Genomic DNA, 16,498 nt, shown 5'->3' with positions numbered 1-16,498 from the left:
TTAACATTTAGCATATACAGTTGAATATAAGATACAGCTAAATATAACAAGGGCGAAAACATGAAGAAAAAACTCATTGCAGTTCTGTGCTTATCCGGCGTCGCCGGAATGGTATCCGGAAATTATATTAATATGACCGGCAAAGGATTTTCGTATACAGAAGATTTCAGTTCGCTGGGCGTTGTCGCGTCGGGCTGGAACGACGGCATCACCGTGCGCGGTGTATATATGATTTCCTCCTCCGTCGGCATTCCTGAAAGACTGGGTGTATCGTATGGGCAGCATTCCACCGGCGGTGCATATCACATGGGCAAGGAAGGTTCTAAAGACCGCGCGCTGGGCTGGCTTACCACCAGCGGCATCGGACAGTCTTATATCGGTGTGCGTTTCAGAAATCAGACCGGCAAAGACGATCTGACGTTAAAATATAAATTTGTTTTGGAGCAGTGGGGCGCCCGCAACGACAATCCGGAAACCTTTGTCCTGCAATATAAGATTCACAGCACAAACGGGACAGAGAACAATCTGAATTCAAAATCGTGGACGGATCTTGGCAGCGCAAAGGCGCCGGCGGATTCTTCTAACTCTGAACGGTACATCGACGGTAACAGCAATCAGTTTGCAATCGAGGGATCAGTGAACGTTCAGCTTAGAAACAATCAGTTCATTACATTCAGGATTATCGACAAATATATCTCTAAGGGAAATGCAATGGTCGGACTGGACAGTATTACGCTGTCTGTTGAGCTGTAATTTCGGGTAGTAAATTCCGGCGCAGCAGGTGCTGTGAAGCCGGACGGAGTAAAAACAGAACAGAAAGGAAGGGTTATGAAGAATAGTATTATTCGATTGGTAACAGGTTTGATTGGTTTCGCCGGAATGGTTTCAGCCAATTTTATTGTGATGGACAGTAAAACATTTTCGTACACTGAAAATTTCAATTCGTTAGGTTCGGGAGATGTAACCTGGAATGATGGAAACACGATTAAAGGCGTGTATATGATGTCGACAACAAATAATAGTTTGTCAGCGGCAAACTGGATCCCGACGACTGTGGCGGCATCTGATGGAAATAAAAGTGGTGGCGGCCCTTTCAATATGGGGGAGGCCGGTTCTTCGGATCGTGCGCTGGGCTGGTTTACATCAAGCGGATTTAAAGAGTCATATACCGGAATACGCTTTCAGAATAAAACCGGAGAAACAAATAATATAACGCTTCAGTATAGTGTTGTTCTTGAACAGTGGGGAACTAGAAATAAAGTCGATGATCAATTCATTCTGCAATATAAAATCCACTCCTCAAACGGAGATGTTAATAATTTAATGTCAGCAAACTGGATTACTTTAGGAACAGCAATTACGCCTATTCACAATAATTCAGAAGGTACCGATCCAAATTATGTTAATGGAAATACGAATCAGTTTACAATATCCGGAGCATTTGATGTTGAACTGAGAAATAATCAATTCATAACATTCCGTTTAGTTGATAAGCATGATGCGAATAATCAAAATTCAATGACCGGGATAGACAGCTTTACACTGACGATAATTCCTGAGGCATCATCGTTACACCTGTTCTTAATCAGCAGTGCCGGCTTTTTTGTTGTGCGGCAGAGATTGAGAAATCGTGAATAGAAATATATTTCCGAAACGTTGGTGTGACAGAAAGGGAGGGGCGGTCACGAAAAACTTTTTTCGAATGGGAATATATTTGCTTGGTTCCGCCGGACTGGTATCTGCCGATTACATTGTGATGGACAGTAAAACATTTACGTATACTGAAAATTTCAGTTCGCTGGGTACGGGAAATGTGACATGGGATGATGGCAATACGGTTCGGGGAGTATATCTGAAGTGCGTAAAGACAGATATATACCCGGATGGTATTCCAGTGAGCTTGGCGGCATCAGTAGGTGGGAATATTTCGGCAGGTGCTTACAATATGGGGCTGCCCGGTGATACGGATCGGGCGTTAGGGTGGTTTACGACATCTGCCACAGGTACCGGCTATACCGGAATCCGGTTTCGGGATCAGACCGGAAAAGACGGCCATACAAATTTAACCATCCGGTATAGTTTTGTATTGGAACAATGGAGCGATCGTAATACGGCCGCGCAGATTTTTATGCTCCAGTACAAAGTCCACAGCGCCGGCGGAACTACCAATAACCTGATTTCTTCAAACTGGACTACACTGGGAACAGTTGCAACACCGGTTATTGGTGATGGTGTTGAACCTGGTAAGTTGAACGGAAATTTAAACCAATTTACGATTGCCGGAACAGCAGGCATTGGTATTCGTCATGGACAGTTTCTGACGTTTCGACTGGTCGACAACGACTTTTCCGGCGGCGACGCAATGGTTGGCATAGACGCAATCTCAGTGAGCGTTGTTTCGCCGCCGCCGACTGAATAAATTCGGGAAAAACGTACAATATGAATAGGCGGTATAATATGAAAGTAATACGCATCTTTTTGCTGATGGCGGTTTCAACTTTTGGCGCTGAAATGGTTGCACCCGAGTTTAAAACGGTTGGTGACTCCAAATATGTCCTGTGGAAGGGGCAGCCGATACTGGAGCTTTTTCAGGGCCGAACGTTGCGTTTCAGAGCTACACCGGAAAATGATCATTGGGTCGGTGATAAGAGTATGCCTAACATCTCAATGACTCAGGACGTGATAACCGATGATGCCCGCATAGGATTGACCTGGGGTTCACGAAACGATCCGGATTACAAAATGGAAACCGTAAATTTTGTTCTGTCTGACGATGGTTTTACAGTGACCGTGAATGCGCACAAAACCAAGCCGGCGGCTAAAATCATATCCGAGATCAAAGCGCGCTACCTTTCAGATGAAGAAGGGTTTGAATATATTTTGCGTTCGACGCTGAACGGAAGTCTTTCTGAATGGCGTGCAGGAAAAAAGATGGGAGCAAAAGGAGAAAGAACGATTGAGCCGTTCAACTATCATTTGCAGCGCATCAGTATGCCGGAACGGTTGCGGTCCGCTCAGCAGGGTGAATCAGATTTATACATGGGTTTTGTGCGCTCACCGGATGGGAAAGATTGGATTTTTACCCCCAAGATGCATGTGCCTGCGCATCCGATAAAGACCGGTTTTTATCCTTTAGGGAATTATCAGGGAAATTCATATCGCGGTGAGTTGCCAATGGCTGACGTCGGATCATTTTTTGGTATACTGGATCCGAAAGAAGGCGGGTGGATGACAGAAGTTCTTGAATCTCCCAAGCCTTTGAAGTTTTCGTTGTGCTGGATGTTCTTTGATGTTCATTGTTATCTTTACCAGGGAGTTCCTGAATCGGCGCCGGATGATATTCTGAATTTGTCGTGTGCCATTCGTTTTTCTCCTGTGACCCCGCAAAAAGCCAGAGAACTTCTGAATAAAGCGGAAGAATACCCCTGGAAAGAGCTGCCGGAATATCAACTGCCTGTTTTTTCACGTTACAATACGTTTTCTGAGAAGATCAGTTCCGGAAAATATGGCTGGCTGAAAAGTGATTTTGATTGTCTTTGGGATAAGACATCCGGATATGATGATCATTATTCAATCAGCATAAAAAAAGAAGAAAACACAGCACCTTCTGCCTGGTATGGCTGGTTCTGGGGACCCGGATATGAGTTGGATACTCCGCTTGACGGAGTTTATCGGATTTCCGCACGGATTAAAACCCGTGATTGTACGGGAGTTGTGCGAATGGGTATTAATGAAGGTAGCGGGGACAACTGGTTCGGACGAGAAAAGCCCGGGAAGTGGAGTGTCCCAAAATGCATCATTACATATGCCGATCAAGAGCTGACGGGAACAACGGATTGGACGCTTATAACCATTGATGTGCCGATTGATAATACAAGAGTGTCCGCTCTCAAAGGTCGGCCAGTGTCTTACATGCATACTCATCACATCATTTTCTTTGAACAGTCCGGTTCCGGACAGTGCTGGATTGACAATGTCAGAATACAGCAATTGGAAGATATTTCGGAATAACGTTCAGTAGTTTTTCTATTAGAGTTAGTACATTTGATGAAAGGTCATTATGAAGAACCGCGGACTGATTGCGGGTTTGAGTTTGGTCATGGGAAGTGCAGGTGCCGTGCAGCAGACCGGTCAGCCAAACTGTCTTATTATCACAGTCGATGACATGAGCGCTGAATCGGTCGGTGCTTTCGGATGCAAACTTGCGGACACAACGCCAAACATAGACCGTCTGGCTGCGAACGGGATGCGCTTCAATTATGCCCATGTGGTGGTCGCCAACTGCATGCCGTCGCGTAATGTCATGTGGTCCGGCCTTTATCCGCATCACAGCGGGGTCGAGGGATTCGATCCGGTGCCGAGCGCAAAATATCCCCACTTGGTTGATCTGATGAAATCTGCGGGATACTTTACCGCGATTCGCGGAAAAATATCTCACTCTACTCCCTATACGCCTTACGGATGGGATGCCGAGCTGGATGTTCTTCCGGACGGCCGCAAGGCCGACCGGAAAAACGCAGAATCATACGGAATCTCAGCGCGGGAAGGGATCCGGCTCTCCAGGGAAGCAGGGAAACCGTTTTGTTTGATGATGAATCTTTCGGATCCGCACAAGCCGTTTTATGCGCAGGCTTCCAACGGCGAGACGATTCCGGATCCGAATGTTCCTTCCCGTGTATTTACTCCGGAAGAGGTTCCGGTTCCCGGATTTCTGTTTGACGATCCGGTTGTTCGCAAAGAACTGGCGCATTATTATTCCAGTGTGCGGCGCGCGGATGACTGCGTTGGGGAAATTCTGGCCGCACTTCGAGGCTCAGGTGCGGAATCAAACACGCTGATCGTTTTCCTTTCGGATCACGGCATGGCGCTGCCTTTTTCCAAAACACAGGTTTATCACGACAGCACACGTACACCGCTCTTTTTTGTCTGGCCCGGTCATCTTCCGGAAGACATCGCTGACGATATGCATATGGTATCGACTGTGGATCTGCTGCCCACGCTTCTTGATCTTTTGCAAATCAGTAATCCGGGCGGGATGGATGGACGCTCCTTTGCTTCATTGCTGCACGGCGGGCGGGAAGGCGGGCGCGATTTTATCATTAAAGAATACAGTGAGAATGCAGCCGCAAACCGGAATCCAATGCGCGCGATTCAAACAATGGATGATCTTTACATATTTAATCCATGGTCTGACGGACAACGGATCATGTTTTCCGCCACAACCTTAACTCCCACCTATCGCCGGATGGAAGAACTTGCAGAAACAGATGCACAGATTGCCGGACGTCTGGATGTGTACCGGTTCAGGGCACTGGAAGAACTATATTTCGTTTCCAGTGATCCGGATTGTCTGAAAAACCGGATTGATGATCCAGAAGCCCGCCAGCGTCTTTCAAAACTCAGGGCAATGTTTATCAAAAAAATGACCGAAACGGATGATCCGGTGGCAGACGTGCTTGCACAATGGACGAATTCACCTGTCCGTGAAGCATTTATGTGCGAAGAAGAAAAGTTAACGACAGAAAAAATAGCTAAAAGACGCCAAAAGCGCGCGCAGAAAAAACCGGAAAAAGAGGTTGTAATGGTGTCTGGAAGTTATATCAATATGACCGGCAAAGAATTTTCATATATGGAGGATTTCAGCTCGCTGGGTGTTGTTGCTTCGGACTGGAATGACGGCATTACCATTCCCGGCGTATACATGATTTCTTCTATAACCGGTATTCCGGCGAGAATAAATTCGTCTTATGGTCAGCACTCGGCCGGCGGTGCATATCACATGGGCGCGGAAGGCTCCAGCGACCGCGCGCTGGGCTGGCTGACTACTGGCGAAATCGGACAATCCTATATCGGTGTGCGTTTCAGGAACCAGACCGGTACAGATGACCTGATTTTGAAATATAAATTTGTTTTAGAACAGTGGGGCGCCCGTAACAGCAATCAGGAAATGTTTGCCCTGCAGTATAAAATTCACAGCGTAAACGGAACAGCAAACAATCTGAACTCATCATCATGGAAGGATCTTGGCAGCGCAACGGTGCCGGCGGATTCTTCCAGGCCGGAACGTTATATTGACGGTAACAGCCATCAGTTTTCAATCGAGGGAACGGTCAGCGTTCAACTCAAAAACAATCAGTTTATTACATTTCGGATTATCGACAAATATATCTCTAAGGGCAATGCAATGGTCGGACTGGACAGCATTTCGCTGTTTGTTGAACCGTAATTTTGAAAGCAAGGAAAACTATATGATTTCACAAATGAATACCCGTCGCAATATATGTGCTGCTTCAGCAATGTTTGCACCGCTGATTGATTTGTCTGCGACGGCGGTTGCGCCGAATTTTATCTTTTTTATTACAGATGACATTTCTCCTGAGCATCTCAGTTGTTATGGCGGGCCGGTTCAAATGCCGAATCTGGAACGGCTGGCAGCATCGGGAATGCTTTTTCAGAATGCGTATGTGACAACCAGCAGTTGCAGCCCAAGCCGTTGCAGTATTCTTACCAGTCGTTATCCGCACAATACCGGTGCGCCGGAACTGCATATGAATTTGCCCGGCGACCAACAGAAGTTTCCGGCAATGCTTCGACAAAACGGATATTACTCTGTGCTGAACGGGAAAAACCATATGTCACCCAAAGGAAAAGCAGCGCTTGAAATCCTGGGAGATGCGTTTGACGAAATTATGGAAGGCGCAGGTCCCGGCGGAGAGGAAGAATGGATTGATGTTCTTCGAAACCGGCCGAAAAATAAACCATTCTTCTTCTGGTTCGCTTCCCATGATGCGCATCGTAACTGGCAGTTCAACGACAAAGCCCCGCTTTTTCAACCGGAAGACATAGAGATTCCTTCCTATCTGTTCGATGGTCAGGAAACCCGGAAAGATTTTGCCGGCCATTACCATGAAATTGCCCGGACAGACTATTATTTAGGGGAGCTGCTGGATGAATTGGAACGGCAAAAGATAGCTGATAACACCTATGTTATTTATTGCAGTGACAATGGTAAACCGTTTCCGCGTTGTAAAACCTGTCTTTACGATACAGGCGTCAAGGTGCCGTTGATTATGGCAGGACCTGGCATTCAGGCAGGAACAGTTTCCTCTTCCTTGGTCAGTACCATTGATATCGGCCCAACCATTTTAGAATTAACGAATGTTCTTTCTCCCAAAGAATTTCAGGGAGTCAGTTTTGTGCCGGTTTTGAAAGATCCGTCTGTTTCGGTGCGTGATTATATTTTCGCCGAACACAATTGGCATATCAATCCCGCCAATGAACGCATGGTGCGATACCAAAACTGGGTGTATATCCGCAATTATCGCGTTGAAGAACAGAGCCTTTGCGCTACGCATTTTCCGGCCGGGAAAGAGCTGTGGAATGCAGAACTCCGTGGTGAGCTTACGCCGGAACAGCGGAACGTATTTTTAAAACCGCGGCCGCTTGAAGAACTGTACTGTGTGGACAGTGATCCCTGTCAGTTTGTCAATCTTATTGAATCTCCCGAATGCGCATCCATCTTGAATGAGCTTCGGGGTGTGATGGATGCCTGGCGGGAAGCCACAGGTGATACCGTGCCGGAAAATCCGACATCAAGTATTGGGAAAATTAACGCGCAATTGCGTGGAGAGATACCCGGAGAATCGAAAAATGCAGCGTATATCTTAAACCCTGGCCCAATTAAAAAACAAAAATTGTAGATGGGTGTGAAATTCGACATAATTGTTCTACGGGAAGGCAGATCCGGCTGGCAAATTAAATGCAAAAAAAGTTTGCATAAAACAATCATAATTTATATATAACTGAATACTGGATACAGTTGAATTTCCGGAACGGATCCGGAAGCTGTAGCCGGGAAATAAACAGGGAGGAACAGAGATGAAGAAAATATGTTCAGTAATTGTTGGTATTGCCTGTATAGGCACTTTTACATTTGGTGATGCCATCAACATTGATTCTACGTCATTCAAATACACGCAGGACTTCAGTTCGCTGGGAACAGAAGATGCGGTCTGGGTGGATGGCGAAACGATTCAGGGGGTATACCTGAGATGTACGGCAACCAATCTATATCCCACAACGATCCCGACAACCGCGCTAAGATCACAAGGTGCACACGGTTCAGCCGGTGCTTATAATATGGGCTTGGATGGCAGTTCAGATCGGGCACTGGGCTGGTATACAAAAAGCGGAACAGGAACTGGTTATACTGGGATTCAGTTCCGGAATCAGGTCAGCGGTACTACGAATCTGACAATCGCGTACACCTTTGTGTTGGAACAGTGGAGTCTGCGCAATACTTCCGCACAGGAATTTACACTTCAATATAAAGTTACTAATTATGGAGCCGGACCCACCAATAATATATCCTCAAGTGGCTGGACTACGTTGGGATCGGCTGTTACGCCAGTCGTTGGAGACGGAACCGAGCCTGACGTTAGATTGGACGGAAATTTGAATCAGTTTATTATTTCCGGAACAGAAACGATTAATGTCAGAACCGGCCAGCTCCTGACATTCCGACTGGTTGATAACGACCAGTCCGGTGACGATGCCATGGTCGGTATCGACAGTATTACAATAGAAATCGTGCCGGAAGCATCATCGTTATCACTGTTCTTAATCAGCAGTGCCGGCTTTTTTATTGCGCGGCATAGATTGAGAAAATAACAGACCCGGAATAATATGCCGGGAGTGAAACATATTTCACTCCCGGTTTTTTATTGAGATGAAAACGGTTGAAACAAGACGATGGCTGTCACTCGCCGCATCCGGCGCGATGGTTTCTTCTTTTGCCGGAACGCAAAAACCGAATGTGGTTTTTATTCTTTCGGACGATCAGGGCTACGGTGATTTTGAGTGTTACGGCAATCCGTATCTGAAAACGCCGCATCTGAACCGTCTCCACGATGAAAGCATCCGGATTCCGGCGTTTTATACTGCGCCGGTTTGTGCACCGACACGTGCGTCGTTAATGACATCGCGTTATAATTACCGCACGTCGGTCTGGGACACATGGCAGGGCGGGCTCAATATGCGCGACGATGAGCTGACGGTTGCCGAAGTGTTGAAAGAAAACGGTTATAAAACGGCGCTCTTCGGCAAATGGCATCTGGGGTATAACTGTCCGTTCCGTCCGGAAGATCAGGGTTTTGATGAAGTGCTGCTGTGGGATATGTTTCACCGCGCTGAAAAAAACCGGCACAATCCGGTGATGATTTATAACGGCGAACTGGTTGGAGAAGCCGGTTACGAAGAAGACGTCGTGTTTAATTACGCTATCGATTTTCTGCAGAAGAACAAAATTTCCGGTCAGCCGTTTTTCATGGTTGTTGCCAGCACGCTGCCGCACACGTGGGTGGATTATCAGGTGCCGGAGGAATACGTTGAACGGTTTGCGCCGTATCGTGAAATCAGCCGGTTTAATGCCGAAATTCTGGCGATGGTGGAAAAGCTGGATGAAAACGTCGGGCGGCTGCTGGAGACGCTTGATTCAACCGGACTGACTGAAAACACGATTGTTATTTTCACCTCGGATAACGGACCGGAGTTTGATCCGCAGCAGCGCCGGTATAATGTTGGACTGCGCGGGCGCAAAGGAACAACGTATGAGGGCGGAATAAAAGTTCCGTGTTTTATCCGCTGGCCGGGCGTTCTGCCTGCCGGAAAAGATATTCAGCAGGTCGGAACAATTCTTGATTTTATGCCGACGGTTCTTGATATGTGCGGCATTCCGTTTAATGCGGAGCATCCGGCGGACGGAATCAGTTTGTGGCCGTACATTTCCGGTGAAAAAACAGAGCCGGTTTCCCGCTCGTTCTGCGGTCAGTTTTACCGTCCGGCAGTTCCGGCGATGTGGGAAAACTGTTACGTCCGTTCCGGCGATTATAAACTGGTGAACGGAACGGAGCTGTTCAACATTGCCGCCGATCCGTTTGAATTAAATGATCTGGCGGAAAGCCTGCCGCAGAAAAAAGCTGAACTGCGGCAGCAGTATGAACACTGGTTTGCGGATGTCACAAAAAACACGGTGCAGGACGGCGAGTTTGTGATTCATCCGATTATCGTTGGCGACGGACGGCAGCGGCTGGTCAATTTGCGCTACAGCGATAAAAGCCCAAAACACGGCTGGCCGATGACGGTGGCATCGCCGGGGCCGTATAAGGTCACCGTAAATCTGATGCAGAATGAACTGTTTGATGACACATCGGTCTTTTGCATTCAGTTCGGCGATCAGGTTCACAAAAAGAAAATTCTGCCGAATTCCGGTGCGCTGGTTTTTGACAATGTGATGATTGCGCCCGGCGAATATGAAATGCAGACCTTTGTTGAAGGCACATTTATTTCCAGAATATTCAGAACCAATCCCGACATCGGGCACCGGAATATTCATATTGAACCGATGCACTGATTTTTGAGGTGACTTATGAAAACAGGAATGTTGATTGCGGCGACCGGTTTTGCGGCATCATTGTATGCGGAAAGCACCGCGCAGAAACCGAATGTTCTTTTCATCGCGGTGGATGATCTTTGCACCTGGATTCACGAGCCGGGCACGGACATGGAGGTGATTGCGCCGAACTTTAAACGGCTGATGAGCGAGGGCGTTTATTTTTCGAATGCACATTGCGCTTCGCCGAGCTGTCATCCTTCGCGCGTCGCCATCATGACCGGCGTCAGTCCGCTGAAAAGCGGCATCACGCAGAATCCGGGCAAAAATATCACGCGCCCGTCCTGGCGGTTTTCGCCGGTATTGGAAGATGCGGTGACCATCCCGGAATTTTTTAAATCGCAGGGTTACAGCGTAAAAGGCGGCGGAAAAATTTTTCACGGTGTGCAGTATGACGCAGAAGACGAACTCGATCCGGCAGACTGGGACGAATTTTTTCCAAGTAAAACGCAGCAGATTCCTCATCAGCCGGTGCCGCCGTTCGATTATTTTGCAAAAAATAAAAGTGAGGGACGTCCTGCCGGACATTTTGACTGGACGCCGTTGAAAATTTCCGACGAAGAAATGTCCGATTATAAAGTGGTCGACTGGGCGCTGAACGAATTGCGGCAGGAAAAAGCCGCACCATTTTTTTTAGCTGTCGGATTTTTCCGCCCGCACGTTCCGTTTCAGGTGCCGGAAAAATATTATGAACTGTATCCCGATGAAAAAATTTCATTGCCGGTGTTATACCCGGACGACGCAGTTCCGGCGCCGGCGGTGATCACCGATCAGATTATCGGAAAATGGGGTTTTGATGAATATCACTGGGCGCTAAAAACCGGCAATTTGAAAAATGCGCTGCGCGGCTATCTTGCCGGCGTTACATTTTTCGACACAATGCTGGGGCGGCTGTTAGACGGATTGCGTGAAAGTCAGTTTGCCGATAATACAATCATTGTGCTGTGGGGCGACAACGGTTATCACCTCGCCGAAAAAGAACGCTTCGAAAAATTCACATTGTGGAAAGAAGCCACGCGGATTCCGTTTTTCATCAAAGCGCCGGAAACCGTCGCCGGAAAAACCTGCACAAAAGCCGTCAGCCTGCTGGATGTTTATCCGACGCTGGTTCAGTTAACCGGTGCCGCGCCGGTTGCGGGAATCGACGGTGAAAGCCTTGTCCCGTGGCTGAAAAATCCGGATTTATATAAACAGACTCCGGCGGTGATCGCCGGGCCGGAGCCGGGCAGCTGGGCTGCGGTTTCGGAACAGTACCGTTACATCCATTATTTTAACGGAACGGAGGAATTGTATGACATCTCCGTTGATCCGGCAGAGTTTTATAATCTCGCGGATCAGGAAAAGCTGTTTTATGTGAAAGAGTATTTTAAAAATACTGTTCCGCGCCAGATTCCGGCGTTTATTCTGCCCAAAAACGCCCGCCCGAATGGATAAGCCGGAACGATCTTCGCAACGAAAGGGTTACCATGAAAAATCACAGTCGCCGTGAATTTCTCCGGAATATGGGCGTTGCTTCTGCCGGCACAGTTTTGCTGCCGAAATTTCTGCAGGCCGCTCCATCCGGCAACCGTATCAATCTGCTTTTTATTATGTGCGACCAGCTTCGTTTTGACGCACTGAGCTGCATGGACGGTAAGGTGGTTGAAACTCCGAATTTTGACCGGCTCGCTGCCGGCGGTGTGCGTTTTGAAAAGGCGTACACGCAGTGTCCGATCAGTGCGCCGGCGCGTTCAACGCTTCTTTCCGGCCGTTCGATTTACAATCACAAAGTGATCAACAACAAGCAGGCGGAGAAGCCGGACCCGGCCGGCAATATTTTCCCGATGAAGACGTTTGATGAGATTCTGGCAGAGCAGGGATACCGGTGCGAATATCACGGGAAATGGCATGCGCCGGCATATCGCGCCGGATGTTACGAGAGTTTCCATCATCGCATCGCCGCCGGTAATCCGATGCGCGACCCGGGATATGACGCACACCTGAAAAACTCCGGAGCGCTTGACCGTCTGCTCGGCGCCGGCGAACTCAAACTTAATAAAACCACAATTTACCGCCCGAATCCGTTCGATCATTATTACGGGCTTTCGCAGGCGGAACTTGATGTGACGGAGAGAACACATAAACAGGCAGACCTGCACGGCGAACTGCTGATTCCGGCAGAACTGTCCGCAACGGCATATAAAGCCGATCTGACAATTGATACGCTCCGCGAGTTTGCCGGCGCGCCGTTTTCGATTACCTGTTCCTTTAATAAACCGCATCCTTCGCTGCTTCCGACCGCGCCGTATTACGGAATGTATCCGCCGGACGAAATGGCGATGCCGGTGAGCATCAGCGATCTGATGGAGAATTCTCCATACCCAACGGAAACCGGTTCAACGAATAAATACCGTGATCCGGGAAATGTGAAATACATGATTTCCGAATACTACGGACTTGTTAAAGAACTCGACGACTGGCTCGGTAAAATTCTCGATGTGCTTCAGGAAAAGGGCATTGAAGAAAATACGCTCGTCATTTTTACCAGCGACCACGGCGAAATGCTCAGTGCGCACGGACGGCACGGAAAAGAGGTTTTTTATGAAGAGTCGGTGCATGTGCCGCTGATGATGCGGCTGCCGGGAATTATTCCGGCAGGAACGGTGGTGACCTCGCCGGTTTCGCAGATCGACCTGTTTGCGACAATTCTTGATTATCTTGGCGCTGGCATACACGAATCCGACGGCGCCAGCCTGCGGCCGCTGATTGAAAAAGGAGCCGCTGAGCCGCGCATGATTTTTGCTGAGTGGGCGAACGATGATGTTCCCGGTTTTATGGCGTTTGATGGACGGTGGAAATTTCTTTTCGGACGGACGCCGGAAGCCTCATCGCTCGACGCGCTGTATGATCTGAAAACCGATCCGCACGAAATGAATAATCTGCTCGGCTCGAATCCCGACTGGAAAAAACATTTTCCTCAAGCTGAGGCAATGAAAAAACAGTTGATTGCATGGCTTGATCGTGTTCGTTCGCCGTATCTCGAACAAGTGCGCAAACGGAAGGTCAATGGCGCATCAGCAGGGGCGGTGAGGGTTTCCTTATAATCGAAGAGTTATGGTGAAAAATATAAAATCTATTCTGCCGGCGCTTATGTTGATCGCGCCGGCGCTTTATTCCGCGAACAATATGGTTTCGAATTTGCGCGCCGAAGTTCGTCCCGGTCAGGTGTTCCTTTTCTGGGATGAACAGCCGTCGCCGGCGGGCACAACGTTCAGCGTGTTTATGCACAATGAGCCGATTGATGAACATAATTTTTCCGGCGCGCAACAGATCGGACATCATATCGAACCGTCCAGCGCGTGCGACTGGTGGCAGGATCCGGCGTCGTTTGATTCCGGCGCCGCGCCGGACCGGACGCATGGATATGTTATCAACGGACGCGAATTAAATCCTGCCGGCGGACTGTTTGTTCACACCGTTCTGCCTGATGATCCGCCGGAAATGTTTTTTGCGGTGCTACCGGCGCAGAGCACCGGTGCGGTTCCCGGTGTAAACTCATTGAAAATTCCCGTGACAGCGGCGGTTGAACTGCCGCAGCCGCTTCTGCTTTCAACCAATGTTCCGGCGCAAGGCAGTGCGCGCGGTAAAAGTTTGACGTTGACGCTGCACGGTCGCGGCGGTGGAACGGATGTAAACCGGAGTGCAAATTTTATTATTTTCGGTGATGCGCGGCAGGGCTGGCGCGAAGGTCTCGCGCGCAAATTTATTGTCGAAAGCACCGACGACGGAATTTTAATTACGCCGTTTGACCGTACGTGGATCGGGCGTCCGCTGCTTTTTTCTTCGGACAAACGCGATCATGTTCCGGCGATTAATACGTGGTGGTACGGTTGCAATAATCTGATTTACGATGCGGATCGCGTGAAAGACGGCATCACGGTGAACTACACCGAAGAATATTTGCTGTATCTGGTTCGCTGGGCGCAGGAATATTTCGAAACTGATCCGGCGCGCACATATCTTCAGGGCGGCTCAATGGGCGGTTCCGGCGCAATTTCTGTCGGATTCCACCATCCCGATGTTTTCGCCACAATATTCAGTTTCGTTCCGGTGACATCCTATACAACCCGCTCGGCGCCGGACGGCAGAAGTAATTTATGGCGGCTGGACGGACTTTGCGGATTTCCCTGCGATGAAACGGTGATGACTCACGAAGGAATTCCGTTGATGGAGCGGATGAACAGCGAAAAAATTGCGCTGGAATTTTCCGGCGATCTCCCGTTTCTGGTTCTGTATAACGGCCGGCGCGACGGTTCAATTCCGTGGATCAATAATCCGCCGTTTTACGCTGCGATGAATCAAGGCCGACGCGCGTTTGCCTGCTATTGGAATAATCAGTCGCACAGCATGAGGCAATCAGGAACCGTTCCCGCTGACATTGAAAACTTCTACTCCTCTCAACCGGAAATTACATTGCAGAACAGTTTTCCGGCGTTTAGCAATTTTTCGGCGAATCGCAATCCCGGCAACGGCGACAAAAATGACGGCGATATCGAAGGCTGGATAAACCGCGGCATTTACTGGTCGGATGTTGAAGAAACCGGTGACTTATGGAACATTTGTTTATCCATTTCCGGCGATTTCCTTCCACCGGTTTGCACGGCTGATATGACCCTTCGCCGGTTAACGCAATTTCGCATTTCTCCATTTGAGACCGTTCTAGTAAATGATGTTTTCGTTCAGGCGGATATGAACGGGATATTAACGATTCCGAATATTCGGCTCTCTTCTGTCGAAAGTATCCGAATTTCAGTTTGTCGAATTAAGGAATAACTAACTCCGGCTTTATAAGATGCGTAATATTCGGCATGTTCGGCTTTCTGATGCGAAGGAGTAGCGCTTCCACTGCCATCTGTCCGATCTGTTTGCTAAAAATTCTGATTTTAACCGGATCCGGGCTCATGTGCTGGGTACAAACCATTGTATCTCCGGCAACCATGAACAAATCTTTCATTGGGATAACACTGTGCCGGCTTAATTCGTTATGAACGTAAACACCAAGATTATTTGCTACAAATAGTCCATCCGGTTTTTTATGAAGGCGAATGAGCGAATTAACTAAATTTGCGGCGGCAGCGGCCAGGTCGGATTGTCTGCTTTCCGGATTATCCGGCTCCGGCAGGTCAAGCAAACTGCAGGGAATTCCGTTTTGAGCGGCATGACTGACAAAGCTGTCGGTGCGGGATTTCCAATATTGGAAATGACCAGGTGTTGCTGCATAACTCATGCAGCACAGATTCCGGCAGCCTTTATTAACCAGATATCCGTATGCAAGTTCGCCAGCAAAGGTATGGTCCGGTTGTACGCGGTCCCCGAAATCGACTGAGCCTGTTTGAAGCAACCATACGGTCGGAAATTTTTTCAATTGGTCACAGATTGCAGGGGACGGTGCCGGACCGTTAATAAATATCCCATCAAGTTTTCCAGCCATTAATGCCCGTGGAATATATCCGCTTGAATCAAGATGATCGACTGTCAGACTGGCACCCATTTCCCGCAGAGCTTCTGTGATGCCTTGCATCATGTTCTGGCCGGTGTGGGTTAACTGGGCGTCGTCGCCGCCGACCCAGATCATTGCAGTATTCTGGTGTTTTAACGGTGATTGGAATACCGGCGCTTTCCGGCGTTTCCGGCGAGCGGGATCATATCCAACTGCTTTCATTGCAGTCAGAATTCTCTCTTTTGTTTCAGCATTAACAAATGTGGTTTCATTAATCATTCGCGAAACGGTAGCGGTGGATACGCCCGCTTTCTTTGCAACGTTCTGAATTGTCATAAGGCAGATTTCTGTAAATTTTTATTAACTGATTGCTGTTTTATTCTCCAGAGCGCGTTGTTTGTCAATAAGCATTGCTTAAAACGGAGAATACTTTGGTTGATAATATTATTCGTTTATAATTATTTATGTAATGTACATAAAAAGTAAAGCTTATTTTTGCGTAAAATATGCACATTAATTTTCTTGACGAGTAACAAATTCTATGTATTTTTGCATGAAATAAATAGATT

General features: G+C 48.2%; 12 protein-coding genes. 11 read left to right on the top strand and 1 reads right to left on the bottom strand.

The window, feature by feature from the left end:
* The first annotated feature begins 60 nt into the window (after positions 1 to 60).
* The 11 genes from WC959_00485 (at position 61) to WC959_00435 (ending at position 15,262) form a co-directional block, all read left to right on the top strand.
* Positions 61 to 753, top strand: coding sequence for a hypothetical protein (locus WC959_00485; GenBank protein MFA5687622.1), 693 nt, complete (start codon positions 61 to 63; stop codon positions 751 to 753).
* A 75-nt stretch (positions 754 to 828) separates the two neighbouring features.
* Complete coding sequence (locus WC959_00480; protein ID MFA5687621.1) at positions 829 to 1,638, top strand: hypothetical protein; 810 nt, start codon at positions 829 to 831, stop codon at positions 1,636 to 1,638.
* 64 nt (positions 1,639 to 1,702) lie between these two features.
* The gene (locus WC959_00475) at positions 1,703 to 2,419 is read left to right on the top strand and encodes a hypothetical protein (protein ID MFA5687620.1); all 717 of its coding nucleotides are present in this window, start codon (positions 1,703 to 1,705) and stop codon (positions 2,417 to 2,419) included.
* A 38-nt stretch (positions 2,420 to 2,457) separates the two neighbouring features.
* A complete protein-coding gene (locus tag WC959_00470; protein MFA5687619.1) occupies positions 2,458 to 4,011 on the top strand; it encodes a hypothetical protein in 1,554 nt (517 codons plus the stop codon).
* Between the two features lie 49 nt (positions 4,012 to 4,060).
* Positions 4,061 to 6,226 carry a sulfatase gene (locus WC959_00465; GenBank protein MFA5687618.1) on the top strand — a complete coding sequence of 722 codons (2,166 nt, stop codon included), beginning with the start codon at positions 4,061 to 4,063 and terminating at the stop codon, positions 6,224 to 6,226.
* Entirely contained in the window at positions 6,180 to 7,700 is a 1,521-nt protein-coding gene (locus WC959_00460; GenBank protein MFA5687617.1) for a sulfatase, read from the top strand. The genes WC959_00465 and WC959_00460 overlap by 47 nt, the downstream gene beginning before the upstream one ends.
* A gap of 178 nt (positions 7,701 to 7,878) precedes the next feature.
* On the top strand, positions 7,879 to 8,670 hold the full coding sequence (locus tag WC959_00455) for a hypothetical protein (protein MFA5687616.1): 792 nt from the start codon (positions 7,879 to 7,881) through the stop codon (positions 8,668 to 8,670).
* Between the two features lie 58 nt (positions 8,671 to 8,728).
* Positions 8,729 to 10,411, top strand: a complete 1,683-nt coding sequence (locus tag WC959_00450; protein ID MFA5687615.1) for an arylsulfatase — start codon at positions 8,729 to 8,731, stop codon at positions 10,409 to 10,411.
* A gap of 15 nt (positions 10,412 to 10,426) precedes the next feature.
* Positions 10,427 to 11,884: a sulfatase gene (locus WC959_00445; protein ID MFA5687614.1), complete on the top strand. Its 1,458-nt coding sequence runs from the start codon at positions 10,427 to 10,429 to the stop codon at positions 11,882 to 11,884.
* 32 nt (positions 11,885 to 11,916) lie between these two features.
* Positions 11,917 to 13,533 (top strand): sulfatase-like hydrolase/transferase, encoded by a 1,617-nt coding sequence (locus WC959_00440; protein MFA5687613.1) that lies wholly within the window; start codon positions 11,917 to 11,919, stop codon positions 13,531 to 13,533.
* A 10-nt stretch (positions 13,534 to 13,543) separates the two neighbouring features.
* Positions 13,544 to 15,262 (top strand): alpha/beta hydrolase-fold protein, encoded by a 1,719-nt coding sequence (locus WC959_00435; GenBank protein ID MFA5687612.1) that lies wholly within the window; start codon positions 13,544 to 13,546, stop codon positions 15,260 to 15,262.
* Here WC959_00435 and WC959_00430 read toward each other — a convergent pair.
* Entirely contained in the window at positions 15,252 to 16,265 is a 1,014-nt protein-coding gene (locus WC959_00430) for a LacI family DNA-binding transcriptional regulator (protein ID MFA5687611.1), read from the bottom strand. The genes WC959_00435 and WC959_00430 overlap by 11 nt on opposite strands.
* Positions 16,266 to 16,498 lie beyond the last annotated feature (233 nt).

The organism is Kiritimatiellales bacterium (assembly GCA_041656295.1).
Taxonomy (GTDB): domain Bacteria; phylum Verrucomicrobiota; class Kiritimatiellia; order Kiritimatiellales; family Tichowtungiaceae; genus Tichowtungia.
This window is presented reverse-complemented; position numbering and strand designations above follow the sequence as displayed.

Coding starts and splice junctions, on each gene's coding strand:
- WC959_00435 (MFA5687612.1), top strand. CDS start 13,544: ATGGTGAAAAATATAAAATCTATTCTGCCGGCGCTTATGTTGATCGCG.
- WC959_00440 (MFA5687613.1), top strand. CDS start 11,917: ATGAAAAATCACAGTCGCCGTGAATTTCTCCGGAATATGGGCGTTGCT.
- WC959_00430 (MFA5687611.1), bottom strand. CDS start 16,265: ATGACAATTCAGAACGTTGCAAAGAAAGCGGGCGTATCCACCGCTACC.
- WC959_00460 (MFA5687617.1), top strand. CDS start 6,180: ATGCAATGGTCGGACTGGACAGCATTTCGCTGTTTGTTGAACCGTAAT.
- WC959_00455 (MFA5687616.1), top strand. CDS start 7,879: ATGAAGAAAATATGTTCAGTAATTGTTGGTATTGCCTGTATAGGCACT.
- WC959_00465 (MFA5687618.1), top strand. CDS start 4,061: ATGAAGAACCGCGGACTGATTGCGGGTTTGAGTTTGGTCATGGGAAGT.
- WC959_00480 (MFA5687621.1), top strand. CDS start 829: ATGAAGAATAGTATTATTCGATTGGTAACAGGTTTGATTGGTTTCGCC.
- WC959_00485 (MFA5687622.1), top strand. CDS start 61: ATGAAGAAAAAACTCATTGCAGTTCTGTGCTTATCCGGCGTCGCCGGA.
- WC959_00445 (MFA5687614.1), top strand. CDS start 10,427: ATGAAAACAGGAATGTTGATTGCGGCGACCGGTTTTGCGGCATCATTG.
- WC959_00450 (MFA5687615.1), top strand. CDS start 8,729: ATGAAAACGGTTGAAACAAGACGATGGCTGTCACTCGCCGCATCCGGC.
- WC959_00470 (MFA5687619.1), top strand. CDS start 2,458: ATGAAAGTAATACGCATCTTTTTGCTGATGGCGGTTTCAACTTTTGGC.
- WC959_00475 (MFA5687620.1), top strand. CDS start 1,703: ATGGGAATATATTTGCTTGGTTCCGCCGGACTGGTATCTGCCGATTAC.